This is a genomic window from Pedobacter sp. N23S346 (genome assembly GCF_048515415.1).
Classification (GTDB): domain Bacteria; phylum Bacteroidota; class Bacteroidia; order Sphingobacteriales; family Sphingobacteriaceae; genus Pedobacter.
Map to the genome: position 1 here is coordinate 345704 of NZ_JBLYEE010000004.1, position 16709 is coordinate 362412.

Sequence of the window (16709 nt, forward strand, 5' to 3'; positions counted from 1 at the left end):
TCCTATTCTATAAAAATCAACGACTAAATCACCTGAAATCCATATGCATAAGGATCATCTTCGGCATCAATTTTAATCGTGTTATAACCAAAAACTTTTGCCCAACCTTCCACACTAGGTATAATAGCCTTAAAACCAGCCAATTCAATTTCTTCTTCTACCCTTCCGGTAAACTTGCTACCGATAAAACTTTCGTGGATAAAATCTTCTCCTTTTTTGAGCTTTCCTTTTGCGTGCCATTGCGCCATACGGGCAGATGTACCAGTACCACATGGTGAACGATCAATCGCTTTATCTCCATAAAAAACGGCATTTCTCGCGGTAGAAGTCGGATCTAAAGTTGTTCCTGTCCAAAGCACATGACTACAACCATTAATGGTAGCATCTTGTGGATGAACAAAAGTATATTTCTCGTTAATGCGTTTCCTGATGGCTTGACTCCAGGTAATTAATTGCGAAGCCGTATAATTTTCCAGGCCTGGGAAGTTGGTCTGCGGATCAACAATTGCATAAAAATTTCCGCCATAAGCCACATCGAAAGTAAGTGTTCCCAGGTCTGGGCATTCTACTTCGAGGTTTTCTGCAGCGAGGTAGGAAGCCACATTTTTTAACTTAACGGATTTAACCTTTTTTCCTTCTTGCTTGTACTCAATCTCAACCAAACCAGCTGGTGCTTCCATCCTGATTACACCTGGAATTTTCGGCTGGATCAGCCCTTCTTCTATCGCAATAGTGATGGTGCCGATGGTACCATGACCACACATAGGCAAACAACCACTGGTTTCGATAAACAGCACAGCCACATCGTTTGCAGGATCATGTGGCGGATAAAGGATGCTGCCCGACATCATATCATGCCCCCTGGGCTCGAACATTAATCCCGTTCTGATCCAATCAAACTCCCTTAAAAAGTGTTGTCGTTTTTCACTCATGTTAGCACCCACCAGTTGTGGTCCACCGCCAGCTACCAACCTCACCGGATTTCCGCAAGTATGTGCATCTATACAAAAAAAGGTTTTACTCATATGTCTTTCGTAAATTGCTGATTAATCATTCTAAAAATACCCGCCGGGTTACCATCTTTCAACTCCTCTGGTAGCAATTCCTGTTCCCAATCCTGGTAAGCAAGCGGACGCACAAACCGATAAATTGCAGTAGATCCCACAGAAGTATATCGACTGTCATTTGTTGCCGGAAATGGTCCACCATGCTGCATTGCGGCACAAACTTCTACACCTGTTGGTACACCATTGAGAATAATCCGCCCGGTTTTATCTGTTAATTTATGAATCAGCGATTGATATTGACTAAGTTCATTTTTATCAGCCATTAGGGTAACGGTAAGTTGTCCCTGCAATACAGAAATCACTTCTTCCAATTCCTGTTGATCTTTTGCCACCACTAAAAGTGAATATGGGCCAAAAATTTCTTCATGGAGTGTAGGATTTTTGATAAAGCTCGCTGCATCAACCTGTGCTACTTTCGCTTCAGATTGGTTTTGCAAATCTGCATTTTTCACTGCTGAAACCGCAAGCAATTCAACTCCTGCTTCTGTAATGATGTTTCCGGAAAGCTTTGCATAGTTTTTAGCAATCCCTTCTGTAAGCATTGTTGCAGACGGAACAACAGCAATTGCTGCAGATAGCGTTTCCTTAAATTTTTCTAATCCCGGTGCAGCAATGGCAAGCATCAAACCTGGGTTGGTACAAAACTGACCTGCACCTAAGGTAATGGATGCCGCGTATTTTTTTGCCAGTTCTTCCGCTTGGTTTTCAATCGCCTCTGGAAGAAATATGATCGGATTAATACTTCCCATTTCAGCAAAAACCGGAATAGGTTGTTTGCGTTCTTGTCCAAGTTTTACCAGGGCCATTCCTCCATGATAAGAGCCTGTAAATGTTACAGCCTTTGTTAATGGATGTAAAACCAGATCTGTTCCAACCTGGTAGGCATCATCATAAAGCAAAGAAAACACTCCTTTAGGCATGCCTGTTTTTTCTACAGCTTTAATTATCGCTTCACCAACCAAAGCACTTGTTCCATAGTGTGCAGGATGTGCCTTAACCACCACCGGGCAACCAGATGCAAGTGCAGAAGCGGTGTCTCCACCGGCAACTGAAAAAGCTAAAGGAAAATTACTGGCTCCGAAAACCACTACCGGGCCAATTGGAATCAGCATCCTGCGAATATCTGATCTAGGTAAAGGTTGTCTTTCTGGTAAAGCAGTATCAATAATGGCATCTACCCATGAACCTTCTGCAACCAGATTGGCAAAAAGCCTTAACTGGCCTGTAGTTCTCCCCAATTCACCTTGCAATCTTGGTAAAGGCAAACCACTTTCTGCTGATGCACGCGCCACTAATTCTTCGCCAATGGCTAAAATTTCATCTGCAATAGCATTTAGAAATGCAGCCTTTTTATCTTTGTTAATATTTCTATAAACTTCAAATGCCTCAGTCGCCAAAACCAAAGCCCCATTAATCTCTTTTTCGCTGGCTTTAGTAAAATCACCATCCAGCAATAAACCCGTTGCTGGGTTTACTGCCTTTAGGCTAATTTCATTACCATCTACATATTCACTGGCAACAATATTTTTTCCGTTCATATTTGTTTTTTTATTTACCCCAGCTTCCTGCAGGTAATTCCGGACGAACTGCTAATGCGTCGTTAATAATTTTTAATACGCGCTCTCTTTCTGCGCCTTCAATTGGTAAACGTGGTGCCCTAACAGCCTCTGTTCCTAATCCTGTAGCCACTTCTGCAAGTTTAATGTACTGAACAAGTTTTGGGTGAATATCCAATTCCAATACCGGCAAGAACCAACGGTAAATCGTTAAGGCTTCAGCAATGCGGTTTTCTTTAATCAAATTGAAAATCGCAACGGTTTCTCTTGGAAAGGCATCAACTAAACCAGCTACCCATCCATCGGCACCCATTACAATACTTTCCATTGCTAATGGATCTACACCTGTGAAGATTTTGAAACGATCGCCAAAGCGATTAATTAATCTCGTTACGTTAGAAACATCTCTTGTAGATTCTTTAATGGCTTGTACGTTTGGATACTTTGTAAGTACCTCAAACATATCCAGAGTTACTTCGATTTTATAATCGACAGGGTTGTTATAAATCATAATCGGCAATTCGGTAGATTCTGCAATGGCACCAAAAAATGCTAAAGTTTCATCTGGCGATGCATAGTAACGCATTGGAGGCAACAACATTAATCCCTGGGCGCCTAATGATTCTGCTTTTTTAGCAACTTCAATTCCTTTTTTAGTGGTAGATTCTGAGATGTTTAATAAAACAGGCACACGACCATTTACCACTTCTAGCGTGTGAGATAATAATCCGAATTTTTCATCATCTGTAAGTACACTTGCTTCTCCTAAAGATCCGCCCAGAATGATACCATTTGCACCAGCCTCTAATTGTGCCTCGATATTTAAATCAAAAGCTGCAAAATCTAATTCATCATTTGCTGTAAATTTTGTGGTTACAGCCGGGAAAACCCCTGTCCATTTTATTGCCATTTTATGTCTAATTTTATATATGTTATTTTTAATTACTAACTGAACATTATTCAAAGCTTTAAAGCCACGGATGGCGTCTCTTTACTTAGATGTTCCTGATTATTTTCAAAGTTACGGCATAGCTTCAGGGTAAAATTATTGGATTTTAACCGATACCAACTATAAATACACCATTTGAGTTTAAATTTATTTCTTAGTTTTTACGTCCAGATAATACATCGATTCTATTGCTGCTTCCGTTAGTAAAGCATTTTGCCCGGATAATAATTTTGAATGCTTCCATTCTCCCGAAGGAACGATTTTCAATGTTTTAACATCTTCTTTCTTAAGCACTAAAGGCAAATTAAATCCGGTTACGCAATTCGTGTAGCGATAAAATACTTCACCATTTTTAATGTAATATTCAAAAACCGGAACTTGTGTGGTTCTTAAATATTGATCCAAAACTTTAGCATAATTATAACCTGCCGTTTTTGAAAAGTAATTTTCTATTTGCACAGTGGTTACCGTTTGATGATAGAAAGTTTTATTTAAACCCCTTAATATGGACCTGAAAAGTTCATCATTATTCATACTATGCCTGATGGCATGCAGCATATTCCCACCTTTTGGGTACATGTCTCCACTGCCCTGAGCATTTACACCATATGCAGGTATAATCGGACTATCATTCCGAATACCCTTTCTAATACCATAATTATATTCGTTCCCGGCTTGCTTACCGAAAATGTAATCAACAAAAAGGGTTTCACTGTAATTTGTAAAACCTTCGTGCACCCACATATCTGCCAGATCTTTTGTGGTAATATTATTGCCAAACCATTCGTGTCCACTTTCGTGAATGATGATAAAATCCCATTTTATGCCCCATCCATTGCCAGACATATCCCTGCCTAAATAGCCAAACTTGTACTTATTGCCATAAGAAACTGCAGATTGATGTTCCATTCCGGTGTGAGAAGCATCAATTAATTGATAACCATCTTCGTAAAATGGATACGGACCAAACCAGTGCTCAAAACTTTTCAGCATTTTATGTACCTGGTCTGGCATATAGGTTTTTGCCTTATTTAAATTATAATCCAACACCCAATAATTAACATCCAGCTTTCCTTTTTCGCCAGGATATTCTTCCTTAAAATTAACATAATTACCGATGTAAGGAATAATGCAATAGTTGCTGATGGCATTTTGTACATTATATTTATAAGTTACGGTGCCATCATTATTATTTTTCTTAAGTACCAATCTTCCATTTCCCACACCTACAAGTGTATCTGGAATAGTCATGGTTAATGATGCACCTAAATCGGGTTCATCGCTTTGATGATCTTTGTTAGGATACCAAACCGATGCACCTAAACCTTGGCAGGCAACCGTCATCCATGGCCGCGATAAAGAATCTGTGGTGAAGATAAATCCACCATCCCATGGGGCTCGTTTAGCCTGGTGTACCGAGCCGTGATAAAAAATCTTCACACGGTTTAATGCTGTAATTTTTTGAGCAGGAACATGCGCATACCAAACACTTCCAACATGTTCGAATGTTAATTTTAATTTTCCATTGTACCAGATGCTATCGATAATAAGCGGTTCCTGAAGATCGATTTGCATGCGCGTTTTCCCATCATTAGCTTTTACTACTTTATACATAATTTCGTTAGCACCGGCTATCGTTTTATTAATGTAATCTGGTTTAAAAGCAAGCTCATAACGCTGAACATCCCACCAGGTTCTTTCTGCATTTAAGCTCCCCCTAAGGGTATCAGCCAAAGAATATGTTCGCGCTTTAATCTGCGCAAAAGCAGTAAAATTACCGAACAATATGATTAGGAAAAGAATACAATGAGTCGAATTTTTCATCATGTGAGAATTAAACAAACTATGGTGATGGGTTTGCTAATACGAAGATGACTAAAGCAGTCTTTAATAAATAATTTTTGAATCAATCGGATAAAATACGGGATGAATCAGCCAATTATTGGCAATAACTATGGTACGAAAATCACTTAAAATATATCAATACGTTGGAATTCGGGTTAAAATACGCACAACAATTGCAAATTATAGTCATTTCTAAGCTCCATCTTTTCTGTAATTTAGTAAGCAATAAATTCGACCAAATATTAATACAGCGGAAAAATTAATCCTTCCAGAACATCTATTTAACAAACAAACTATGAACAAGAAACTCATTACCTTTCTCGTTGGTATCTTCATTTTTGGAGCCGCATTTGGAAAAGACCTCCAAATCAGTTCTCCAGATCAGAAGATAAAAATTAACATCAGTTTAGGCCAGAAAATTACCTGGAGCATTAAATACGGTGCGGAAACAATTTTGCAGCCAAGTCAGCTGGCGTTGTTGCTAAAAAATAACATTCAACTTGGGGTAAATCCGATTCTGATCGATCAAAAGCAAAGTCAGCACCAGGAAATATTAACAGCAGAAATTCCGGTAAAAAGCAAAAAGGTAAACAACAACTACAATGAACTGAAGCTAAATTTTAAAGGGAATTATAGTATTTATTTCAGGGTATATGATGATGGTGTAGCCTATCGGTTTGAAACAACACTCGGTAAGCAAACATTAGAAGTTGAAAATGAAATTGCAGATTTCGATTTTGGATCGAACAATCGTGTATTCTGGCCCCAGGAAAGTGATCCAAATTTTCTTTCCCATTTCGAAAGTTTGTATAAAGACTCTACCTTAAATGCCTTCAGCAGTAAGCAACATGCAGCTTTACCCATGCTGGTTTATGCTCAATCTGGAATTAAAATGTTGGTTAGCGAAGCTGATCTTTATGATTATCCCAATATGTTTTTATTTGGTACAGGGAGTGAGAAACTTACTGCCGGTTATCCAAAAAACATTGCAGAAAGCACACCAGTACGAGATCGTGATATCAAAATTACCAGACTGGAAAGTCATATTGCAAAAACCTCAGGGCAGCGTAAGTTCCCATGGAGAAGTATCGCGATATGCCCGGAGGATAAAGATTTACTCGTAACCAACCTCACTTATAAGCTATCAAGCCCAGCTGTTATCAATGATCTAAAATGGATTAAACCAGGTAAGGTGGCCTGGGATTGGTGGAATGATAACAATATTTATGGTGTCGATTTTAAATCTGGCATCAACACCAAAACCTACAAATACTACATCGATTTTGCAGCTAAATTCGGCCTGGAATATATCATGTTGGATGAAGGCTGGACAAAAACAACTACCGACCTGACGCATACCACAGCGGATATCGACTTACAGGAAATCATCGACTATGGTAAATCAAAAAATGTAGGCGTTTGGCTCTGGACTTTATGGGGACCGCTGGATAAGGATATGGATAATATCTTATCGCAATATAAAAAGTGGGGAGCAGTTGGAATTAAAGTTGATTTTATGGCCAGAGCAGATCAATATATGGTGAACTTTTATGAGCGGGTAGCGGCAACTGCGGCGAAATATCAGTTAATGGTTGATTTGCACGGTGCTTACAAACCAGTCGGACTGAACCATAAATATCCAAATGTGCTGAGTTATGAAGGTGTACGTGGAGCTGAAAACAACAAATGGAGTGCAGAGATTACCCCAACCCACAATGTTACTTTACCATTTATCAGGATGGCTGCAGGGCCGATGGATTATACGCCAGGTGCGATGATTAATGCCAATAAAAAGAACTTCAATATCGTTTTTAGTGAACCCATGAGTATGGGTACGAGGGCACACCAGGTGGCGATGTATGTGATGTACGAAAGTCCGTTACAGATGCTGGCTGATAACCCATCTAATTATTTGAAAGATCCTTTATGTACATCGTTCATTTCTAAAATCCCAACAGTTTGGGATGAAACTGTTGCACTTGATGGTAAGGTTGGTGAATATGCATTAATCGCCCGTAAAAAAGACGATAAATGGTACATCTCCGGAATGACCGATTGGAATGCAAGAACGTTGAATCAAAAACTTTCTTTCCTCGATGGCAAGTCTTATCAGATGGAAATTTTAAGTGATGGCATAAATGCTGATAAACACGCCGCTGATTATCAAATCACCTCATTAAAAGTGACCAAAGCAGATAAAATCGAGATCAAAATGGAAAAAGGTGGTGGTTGGTGCGCCATCTTAACGCCAATTGATTAATTGAATTAAGAACTACAGCGTTATCTATCGGAACAACAACGTGATGATATCAAATTGCATAAAATAGGTCTTAGCGAAATGCTAAGACCTATTTTCAGATTTCTCTACAGTATCTATCGGTCGTATGTCCCACCGACCGAAATAATGAATTCGCATTTATGCAATAAGAGGCGAATGTTTTACGATGATCAACTTGCGAAGTTTTGGTGGCCTTTGTTGTGGGAAATACTTCGAAAGTTTTATGGTACTCTCATCAAAACTTACGAAATTCTTCGGCGCACAGGCTTTTGAAATTTCGTAAGTTGATAAATTATAATTTTTAGACAGCTTATAAGCTTACACTTTTATATTTTATTTTTGAATCAACACTTCAGTTGTCCCGGTTTTAGAAAGATTAATCAGCGTAGCACCCCTTTCTTTTTTACCTGCCGTTTTAATTTCATAAGTACCCACATTCGGTAGTTTTGCAGGTTGCGCAATTCTAATCACTGCGGCCGGCGTGTATTGATCTGCTTTTTCCAACATCAAACGTACTTCACCCGTTGAAATGTTATAGCTTACTGATTCAATTTTACCAGCGTCTAATGAAATCCAAAGTCCAATTGGAGCAAGGTAAACTGATGATTTAGCTGCAGTAGTGATGTCGACATTAACACTATTTTTCTCCTTCTTCAGGTTTCCACCAAAAGCCAGCCAGCCAAATTCAGGATGCTCCAGAATATAAGATGAAGTATTTACCGCATAGCCAAAAAAACCAGACCCATAATCACCTGTGATGCCATCGTTTTTAAGCGTTGAAGGATAAGCATGAAATGCCGCAGGCGCAAATCCATCCTGAGTAATGTTAGAAATAGAACCCAGCAATCCACCGTAACCTGCGCGCAAGAGATAAAAATCATTTGGATTTTTGCGATAATCCATCAATACCGGAATTGAATTCAAGGCAGAGCCGTAATGATGAATCATCCGTTCAATGCGCTGAAGTTTACCTCCATATAAAAAATCCCAGTAACGGCGGGCATTCCCATTGTAAGCCCAATGCGGCATCACAGGCATATAAGCTAAAATGGCATCAAGCGTTATCTTGGCTTTATCTTCATAACCAAAATAGTTCGACCATACATACACTTCTTCCTGCCCGGTAGAATCCCATGGCATTTCGCTGCCAAAAGGATATTCCAGCGACCGCCAGTGATCAGCACGCTTTTTCATGGCTTCCGATAGTTTGTTGGCTTCATCACTCAAACCTTCATTTTTTAAGTCGGTTAAAATCAGGTAGAATATGGTTCCCTCCATCTGTCCGAACTGTGCGTAATATGGCGCAATATTAACCATTGCCATTCCGGTTTCAGCAGCATCAATTAAATGTTGTTTCCAGGTACCTTGTGCTACTAAGCCCGTGTAGTTTCGAGCCAAACGATACATCATCCAATGCGCAGCTGCAACGTGTGGATAATTATAAGACCTTCCTAAATTATTTGCTTCCTTACTTGGCCATGCAGACCAGGTTTTGAAATTGATGTCTTTTGCATAAGTATTTTTCGGCATCGAATCTGGCTCGTAAAAGAATAAACTCTTTTTCACTCCATATTTCTGCGGACCATCTTTAAGCTGGATATTTCCAAACATCACCGTATCTACAAATTTTTGTAATTTATCTATTTCCGTTTTATCCGGATTCACCAACTGTTTCATAATGGCGCCCAACCACGATCCAGCCCCGCCCTCATCGCTTAAACCTGCAATCCATGCCCTGTTATCCTGCACCACTTGTTGCTGCTTTTCATTATCATAAGTAATTACCGATGGCGAACGTTTAAAAACATCATGAGGTTGATCAAACCACTGTTTCGTTGTTAAGAAATTTCCATAACTGGCGATGACCTTACTTTCTGATTCGATAATTTTATAATTCACGGTTTGTTCCAGTCCATCATCATAAACAATGGTTAACCTGGCCCTACCCCAGCTATTGCCTTTAACAGAGTAGTTTTTCCATCCATTCTTTGTGACACCTGAAGCACTTATTGTTAATGCCTTATCTGGAAAAGCAGTTATTGATTTAATTTTCTTTGTATAGTTTACATATAATTTAGCATTTACATCCTTTGGCAATACATACCCGGGAATAGAAATGGATACTGGTCGCTTATTCTGAATCAGTTTGCTTTCTATATCTTTTGCAGTGCCCGAAAGCATAAATTGCAAAGCATAAGTTTTAGTTTCATTTGGTTTTAAAATGGTGGATGTAGGTACATTCCATTGATCTGCATTTTTCCACTCATTTTCGGCATAAGCTTTACTGTAAACCATCCACTCGTAAAAACCTTCGAAAGCAATTCCCCTTGGCGTACGATCATCATTTAATGGATTATAAGCCTCAAAGGGTGTATTCCCAACCGGAGCCACGATTAATGATGGCGCTTGCCCGCTTAACCTCGTCACTTGCAGGTAGCCAGCATCTCGTCCGATATAAGGATCATAAAAAACATTTTTAGCGTGGGTTTGTTCCAGAGTTCTTCCTTCCAGAATATTATCGAAAATCATCGGAATCCCCAGTGCACCAATTTCTACATTGGCAGCTGTTTTATTTTTAATTTCGAATTTTAAAGTAAGTTTACCTTCACTCATCTCCCAGCTGCGTATAATTTGTAATGGAATATCTGCTGGTAATGTGGCTGCCAGATCTGCTGATGCAAGGACTTTCCCCTTTACAGCTATTGCTTTAACAGGCATTCTTTTGGCTGCAGTGCTATAACTTTTCCAGGAAGCATCATTTCCACTTCTGATTTTTAGATTGATATCACCCAAATGGTACAAACCATCCGAACTTCTAACTTTTAAACTATCACTAGGTGTGAAATCGAAATCTTTAATATTTTTTGGCTGAAGGCCGGCCACCGTTTGAGATGACTTTACTAGTTTTAGATTAAATGCTCCTGCATCGTAAGCCGCTAAACCATTCTCTATGCCTAATGTAGATGGTTTCTTTGCCAAATTTACCCAAGGCGATTGTGCACTGGCAATCTCAGAAAATAGAAAAAATGAAATTGTAAAAATTAAATTTTGCAATAGTAGCCTTTTATAATTGAAGGGCATTTTAAGCTTGATATTCATGGTTACAGCGTTTAAAAACTAATGATGATTGTAGTAAATCAAAAATAGTCTTTAAAACAGAAAGGGTTAATCTTCCATGTCAATTTAGATAAAATTGGTAAAGTATCAGCTTAATTATGGTAAACCAGAGAATAAAGGATACTGATAAGAATGGTCACTTTGAAGTATATGTGACTTTTAGAAAATATTGGATCGTCTGTTTGAAAAATGTATGTTAAAAAAGTTTTCGGAATAATAATTTTAAGAATGATGAAGATGATTTTTTTTCTTGCATACCAGGTTGAAATTTACTACCAAGATCGGGGTAAATTTCGCTACCATATAGAATTACTGGCTTTTTATCTCCAAAATTACGATAATTTTCCACCTCAAAAAGACCAAAATGAGATATAACAAAGTTTTTCATAGCTATTTAATTAAAAAATCAACTTAATATCTTGCATAAACAAAAAAAGTTAACTAGAATAAAAGATTCAGACTAATAAAGAGACAATACACTTTAGAAAAACTAATAATAACTAAATATAGCCATTCAAAAACTTAAAAATATGAAAAATAGTTCTGTAGCTGAATTATTACCATATACAGATGGGTAACGTCACTACAAATTCTATTCTCTTTTAAAAATCAAAGTCTTAACAATTATCTTCAACAACATTAAAAGGCAATTAGAATCACCTTAAACGGATAATTAAATTCACTATATTCGCGGTATTAATCATATGAGCTTAGCAAACCACTCCATCTTTCCGAAGATTTTTACGATTTTACGAAAGAAGCAGTTCGTTTTCGCCATATATGTCCTTTTGGCAATTATCGCTGGCACAAAACAGTATCTTCATCATTCGTACAATAATTACCTGATCTTCAAATATGTTTATTGGCACACTGTTGATATGCAAAATTTGTATAGCAATTATGCCGAATACGGCGATAGCAATCACTACGGAATAATTTTCTCTCTACTCATTGCTCCCTTCGCATTATTGCCAGATGGTATGGCAATGATTTTATGGAATATAGCTAACGTTCTGGTTCTGCTTTGGGGCATTTACAGTTTACCCATTTCATTAAATAAGCGAACGATAGTTGCCTGGATATGTGCACACGAAACACTTACCTCTCTGTTCAGCTTTCAGTTTAACATTGCGCTAACCGGATTGATGTTACTTAGCTTTTCTTACCTCATTAAGAAGGAAGAAATAAAATCGGCTCTGATGATTGCTTTGGGCACAATGGTGAAACTATATGGGATAGTTGGTCTTGCGTTTTTCTTTTTTGCGAACAATAAATTGAAGTTCATTTTTGCTGGTATAGCCGCAATGTTGCTGCTTTTTATTTTGCCAATGGCAATCTCATCACCATCTTTTGTTATTCAATCTTACTCAGATTGGTACCATTCACTGATACATAAAAATGCGTCAAATGCTTCCTTAACTTCATTTCAAGATATCTCCATTATGGGGATGTGCAGGAGAATAAGCGGTAATGTAAATATCCCGAATGGACCTTTTTTACTCTCAGGACTAGTCTTATTTGCACTTCCCTATTTTAGGATTAGACAATACAAACATTTGGCCTTTAGATTAATGCTATTGGCATCTACGTTAATTTTCACCGTTATTTTTAGTAGTGGATCCGAATCGCCAACATATGTAATTGCATTTGCTGGCGTGGCCATTTGGTTTATTGTACAGCAGGCGCCTAAAAAAACATGGGTGATTTCACTTTTTGTGTTTGCGTTTGTATTAACAAGCCTATCTCCAACTGATATTTTGCCTAGAGCAGTAAAAGAATTTATTCGTCTATATTCGCTTAAAGCGCTACCTTGTATTGTCATCTGGCTAACCATAGTTTACCAGATGTTAAAAGAGGATTTTGAGTCTTATTCCTTGACCGACAAATGAAGAAGTTAGTTTCAATCGTAATACCGGCATATAACGAAGCTGATAATATTTTTGTGATTTGTGAAAGCCTCAAAAAAGTTTTCGCTGAAATTAATTTCAATTACGAAGTTATCCTTGTTGATGATGGCAGTTCAGATCATACCTTGAAGAAAATTCAGGATTATGTAGCAACGGCTGAAAATATTTTCTTTTTGGAATTCTCCAGAAACTTTGGTCACCAACTGGCCGTGAAAGCTGGTATGGATCATGCATTTGGCGATTGCGTCATTTCAATGGACTGCGATATGCAACATCCACCGACACTTATTCCTGAAATGCTAAAAAAATGGGAAGATGGTTATGAAGTGGTTTACACTATAAGGGAGGAAGATAAAAGCCTCTCTAAAGGAAAACGCAGTTCATCAAACCTCTTTTATAAAACGCTTAATTTATTGTCAGATATAGAACTGGAACCAGGTGCGGCTGATTTCCGCTTGTTAGATCAAAAGGTTGTTAACGTATTCAGAAATTTTCATGAAAACGAACCTTTCCTCCGCGGCCTGGTTAAATGGCTTGGATTTAAACAGCATGCTATAAAATACAATCCCGCTGCCCGTTTTTCAGGCAAAAGTAAATATACCATTAAGAAAATGTTTCGCCTCGCACTTCACGGCGTTACCTCATTCAGTATTAAACCACTTTATTCTGCTGTGTATCTTGGTTTCATATTCTCATTTGCGTCAGTTTTATACGTTCCATATGTTATTTATGCTTTCGTAAATCATGTTGAGGTTTCTGGTTGGGCATCCATGCTGATGACGATTGTTTTCTTTGGAGGCCTTCAGCTGATCATCCTGGGTATCATTGGCATTTACGTTGGTAAAATGTTCATGCAGACAAAAAACCGCCCAAATTATATTATTCGTTCAACCAATATTCAGCATCACTAATGGTTCTTTTAAGTTTTGATATTGAAGAGTTTGATATGCCTTTTGAGTATGGGAAAGATATTTCTTTCGCTGATCAAATTTCCATCTCCAGAACAGGAACCATAGCCATTTTAGATCTCCTGGATCTACACCAAATTAAAGCAACATTTTTCTGTACAGTAACTTTTGCAGAGAATATACCCGATTTAATCGAACGGATCACAAAAACTGGTCATGAATTAGCTTCACATGGCTATTATCACTCCGATTTTAAACCAGAACATCTTTTACAATCTAAGATAAAACTACAAGAACTTTCTGGCCAGGAAATAACTGGCTATCGTATGGCAAGGATGATGCCTGTTGACGAAAAGGAAATAGAAAAAGCTGGATATGGCTACAACACCTCTATCAATCCAACTTATTTGCCTGGCAGGTATAATAATTTTAATGTTTCCAGAACGCACTTCAAGAAACAAAATGTACTGCAGATTCCGGCTTCTGTAAGCCCGATGATTAGGTTTCCTTTATTCTGGCTTTCTTTTCATAATCTACCACTCGCGATGTATAAATTTCTAGCCGACTGGACTTATAAAAAAGATCATTACCTGAATATCTACTTCCACCCGTGGGAGTTTACAGATCTCGATGATTTCGATAGGTTTGGCTTTCCAGCCTATGTGAGAAAAAACACAGGGTCGAAGATGATTAAAAGAATGGATAGCTTAATCAGCTGGATGAAATCAAAAAATTATCCTTTTGGAACTTTTCAGGAATTCATTGCTACGTTATCAAATTAAAATATCCTTTTTAATACGTTTCTGCAAGCTTTAAAGCATTATAAGCATTTACAATACCACCACTTACGCAGATTTCGCTGAATAAAGCTCTTGTATTTTCGCCCTTTTCATTTTTATATTTAACCTTATGATTTACTTTGGTAACAGATTTCATAATGATATCCCTAACCTGAGCCGGGTTTAGTTTCGGATAGTAACTCAAAATTAGCGCAGCTAAACCAGAAACTACTGGCGAAGCCATACTGGTTCCATCCAAATCTTCATATTTACCATCAGGAACCGTTGAATTGATTAGAAAGCCTGGAGCAAAAACGTCCACATTGTATTTTCCATAATTAGAGAAATCTGCCTTCAACGTTTCATCATCTTTATAAGCACTTGCACCAACTTCAATCCAGTTACTCGCACTTGGGAGCTTAAATTTTGCTGAATCTACCGGAACAGCCTTAACGATTGCATTATTCATTGGCGGCCGCATACCCATGCCATTCTGCCCCATCGGCTTTGGTGGTGTGAAATCTGGTTTCGCAGGTTTCCGATGAGCCACTTTGTAAGCCTCAGCTTCCGGACTTTCAAAGTATTTATTGGGATAATTTTCTTCAACATCATTATTTTGATTGTCATTCCCTGCGGCATGCACTAACAAAACACCCTTAGATTCAGCGTATTTCACGGCTTCATCAACAACTTTTTTATCCCACTTATAAGCTTTCCCAAAACTCATATTGATTACCCTTGCACCATTGTCAACTCCATATTTGATTCCGTTGGCTACATCTTTGTCGCGTTCATCACCCGTTGGCACAACCCTGATGGCCATAATACTAACATAATTTGCTACGCCTGATATTCCGATGTTATTAGAACGATCGGCTCCAATTATTCCACTTACATGCGTTCCATGCATGGCATCTGGTCCTTTAACATCCGTGTTGCCATACTTTCTTTCACTGCTGTTTGAATAATCATCCCCAACCAATTCTGACCTCATATCATATTTTGGATTGAGATTATATTTTAACATGGCATCGTATTGTTTGTAGCCATCTTTAATACTTTTATAGAATTTCTCAAAGCTCCCATCCTCCTTAGATCCTTTTCTGATAATGTTTTTAACTTGCTCCTCAATCTCGTCATCAGCCTTATACCTTTCCACATCTTCATATGTTGGCACTTTTTTGTTACTTCCGCTAGCTACAGAATCCAGTACCTTATTAATCGCCACAAGTACGGAGAAAGTGTTACTGGCATCTTCATATTTTTTACCGAAGTCGCCAACCATCTTCTTGTATAACCTAAATTCTTCCTTTTGAGTGCTATCCAGTGGCGTTAAATTTGTTGTTGATTGATATTTAGGTGTATAGATCCTGAGTAATCTGATAAGTTCTAAATTATCAAACTCCAGATTACCTTTCTTGGAACCAATGAAATTCCAGCCATGAATGTCATCGATATAGCCATTACCATCATCGTCAATTCCATTTCCAGGAATTTCTTTGGCATTTGTCCATAACACAGATTTCAGATCATGATGTGCAGTATCTATACCGCCATCGATCACGGCTACGATGATACGTTCTTTTGGCTGCTTATCTTTTAAGATCTCCCTGTAAGCTTTTTCGGTACTGATACCGAAATATCCATTTTCAATTAAGTCGAGATTGAACCAATTAGCAGGAAGTTTTATATTTTTGTTTTGTGCAAAAACACCAATTTGTATAAAGAGAAAAAAGAAAATTAAGAATACCTTTGTTTGGTTAAAGTTGATCATATCAAGACGTACGTAATGTTACAATAATACGGTTTTATTACTTTGTCATTTGAAGAATTTACATTTTTTAACATAGAAGAGAAACTAGAGATATTTGTGAGATGGAGTTAAACTTTTATCGTTTGTCGTCTATCGTTGTTCGTTGCTGGTTTATGCGCTTTGAACTTTCAACTTAACTTTCAACCTATAACTAAATGAGGAGAAGTTTGTTTAATTCCTATATCATTAAGAGCGCAGCGAAGAATTCCTGACCCTAAGTATTACTTCCGTTAAAACACCACTAACAACTTTTTATCTAATCTGCGAGATCCCTTAAATCTGCGGGAAATAATAGTGAGGTTGCTCGTTTTTCGTCTATCCGTTTGTTTCATAGGCTGTAAAAAGATCCTGAATCAAGTTCATTGTTGTCCGGTAAACATTTTTTTTTGATAAAATAAAAGGGGTTGCTTTTGGCTTCCCCTTTTTAGTGTTGATATTTGAGTTACCACACTTAAACATTCAACATGGGCAAAAATACTTTTTTTACCGG

At 37.9% G+C, this 16709-nt stretch carries 11 protein-coding genes; 4 read left to right on the forward strand and 7 right to left on the reverse strand.

Annotated features, from left to right (window positions below; genetic code table 11):
• Positions 1-23: 23 nt before the first annotated feature.
• The 4 genes from ACN1CD_RS10295 to ACN1CD_RS10310 form a co-directional block, all read right to left on the reverse strand.
• Positions 24-1025: a 4-hydroxyproline epimerase gene (locus ACN1CD_RS10295; RefSeq protein ID WP_419130306.1), complete on the reverse strand. Its 1002-nt coding sequence runs from the start codon at positions 1023-1025 to the stop codon at positions 24-26.
• A complete protein-coding gene (locus tag ACN1CD_RS10300; RefSeq protein WP_419130307.1) occupies positions 1022-2605 on the reverse strand; it encodes an aldehyde dehydrogenase (NADP(+)) in 1584 nt (527 codons plus the stop codon). Before ACN1CD_RS10300 ends, ACN1CD_RS10295 begins: the two co-directional genes overlap by 4 nt.
• Before the next feature lie 10 nt (positions 2606-2615).
• A complete protein-coding gene (locus tag ACN1CD_RS10305) occupies positions 2616-3533 on the reverse strand; it encodes a dihydrodipicolinate synthase family protein (RefSeq protein ID WP_419130308.1) in 918 nt (305 codons plus the stop codon).
• Positions 3534-3719: 186 nt separating this feature from the next.
• Positions 3720-5399, reverse strand: a complete 1680-nt coding sequence (locus tag ACN1CD_RS10310; RefSeq protein ID WP_419130309.1) for a M1 family metallopeptidase — start codon at positions 5397-5399, stop codon at positions 3720-3722.
• Positions 5400-5712: 313 nt separating this feature from the next.
• Between ACN1CD_RS10310 and ACN1CD_RS10315 the strand changes: the two genes are divergently transcribed.
• A complete protein-coding gene (locus tag ACN1CD_RS10315; RefSeq protein ID WP_419130310.1) occupies positions 5713-7677 on the forward strand; it encodes a glycoside hydrolase family 97 protein in 1965 nt (654 codons plus the stop codon).
• Between the two features lie 351 nt (positions 7678-8028).
• Here the strand turns inward: ACN1CD_RS10315 and ACN1CD_RS10320 are convergent, their stop codons facing one another.
• Both ACN1CD_RS10320 and ACN1CD_RS10325 read right to left on the reverse strand, forming a co-directional pair.
• Complete coding sequence (locus ACN1CD_RS10320) at positions 8029-10794, reverse strand: DUF5695 domain-containing protein (protein WP_419130311.1); 2766 nt, start codon at positions 10792-10794, stop codon at positions 8029-8031.
• A gap of 214 nt (positions 10795-11008) precedes the next feature.
• Positions 11009-11200 (reverse strand): hypothetical protein, encoded by a 192-nt coding sequence (locus tag ACN1CD_RS10325; RefSeq protein ID WP_419130312.1) that lies wholly within the window; start codon positions 11198-11200, stop codon positions 11009-11011.
• 316 nt (positions 11201-11516) lie between these two features.
• Here ACN1CD_RS10325 and ACN1CD_RS10330 point away from each other — a divergent pair, with 316 nt between their 5' ends.
• Genes ACN1CD_RS10330 through ACN1CD_RS10340 form a run of 3 tightly spaced genes read left to right on the forward strand, consistent with a single transcriptional unit; the run spans position 11517 to position 14409 of the window.
• Complete coding sequence (locus ACN1CD_RS10330) at positions 11517-12701, forward strand: glycosyltransferase family 87 protein (RefSeq protein ID WP_419130313.1); 1185 nt, start codon at positions 11517-11519, stop codon at positions 12699-12701.
• Positions 12698-13630 (forward strand): glycosyltransferase family 2 protein, encoded by a 933-nt coding sequence (locus ACN1CD_RS10335; RefSeq protein WP_419130314.1) that lies wholly within the window; start codon positions 12698-12700, stop codon positions 13628-13630. Before ACN1CD_RS10330 ends, ACN1CD_RS10335 begins: the two co-directional genes overlap by 4 nt.
• Positions 13630-14409 (forward strand): polysaccharide deacetylase family protein, encoded by a 780-nt coding sequence (locus tag ACN1CD_RS10340; RefSeq protein WP_419130315.1) that lies wholly within the window; start codon positions 13630-13632, stop codon positions 14407-14409. The genes ACN1CD_RS10335 and ACN1CD_RS10340 overlap by 1 nt, the downstream gene beginning before the upstream one ends.
• Before the next feature lie 10 nt (positions 14410-14419).
• Here ACN1CD_RS10340 and ACN1CD_RS10345 read toward each other — a convergent pair whose 3' ends face one another.
• Positions 14420-16180 (reverse strand): S8 family serine peptidase, encoded by a 1761-nt coding sequence (locus ACN1CD_RS10345; protein WP_419130316.1) that lies wholly within the window; start codon positions 16178-16180, stop codon positions 14420-14422.
• Positions 16181-16709: the final 529 nt, after the last annotated feature.

Bases quoted from the DNA above. Each gene is read 5' to 3' on its own strand.
- ACN1CD_RS10335 (WP_419130314.1), top strand. From the start codon at position 12,698: ATGAAGAAGTTAGTTTCAATCGTAATACCGGCATATAACGAAGCTGAT.
- ACN1CD_RS10315 (WP_419130310.1), top strand. From the start codon at position 5,713: ATGAACAAGAAACTCATTACCTTTCTCGTTGGTATCTTCATTTTTGGA.
- ACN1CD_RS10330 (WP_419130313.1), top strand. From the start codon at position 11,517: ATGAGCTTAGCAAACCACTCCATCTTTCCGAAGATTTTTACGATTTTA.
- ACN1CD_RS10305 (WP_419130308.1), bottom strand. From the start codon at position 3,533: ATGGCAATAAAATGGACAGGGGTTTTCCCGGCTGTAACCACAAAATTT.
- ACN1CD_RS10340 (WP_419130315.1), top strand. From the start codon at position 13,630: ATGGTTCTTTTAAGTTTTGATATTGAAGAGTTTGATATGCCTTTTGAG.
- ACN1CD_RS10295 (WP_419130306.1), bottom strand. From the start codon at position 1,025: ATGAGTAAAACCTTTTTTTGTATAGATGCACATACTTGCGGAAATCCG.
- ACN1CD_RS10310 (WP_419130309.1), bottom strand. From the start codon at position 5,399: ATGATGAAAAATTCGACTCATTGTATTCTTTTCCTAATCATATTGTTC.
- ACN1CD_RS10325 (WP_419130312.1), bottom strand. From the start codon at position 11,200: ATGAAAAACTTTGTTATATCTCATTTTGGTCTTTTTGAGGTGGAAAAT.
- ACN1CD_RS10320 (WP_419130311.1), bottom strand. From the start codon at position 10,794: ATGAATATCAAGCTTAAAATGCCCTTCAATTATAAAAGGCTACTATTG.
- ACN1CD_RS10345 (WP_419130316.1), bottom strand. From the start codon at position 16,180: ATGATCAACTTTAACCAAACAAAGGTATTCTTAATTTTCTTTTTTCTC.
- ACN1CD_RS10300 (WP_419130307.1), bottom strand. From the start codon at position 2,605: ATGAACGGAAAAAATATTGTTGCCAGTGAATATGTAGATGGTAATGAA.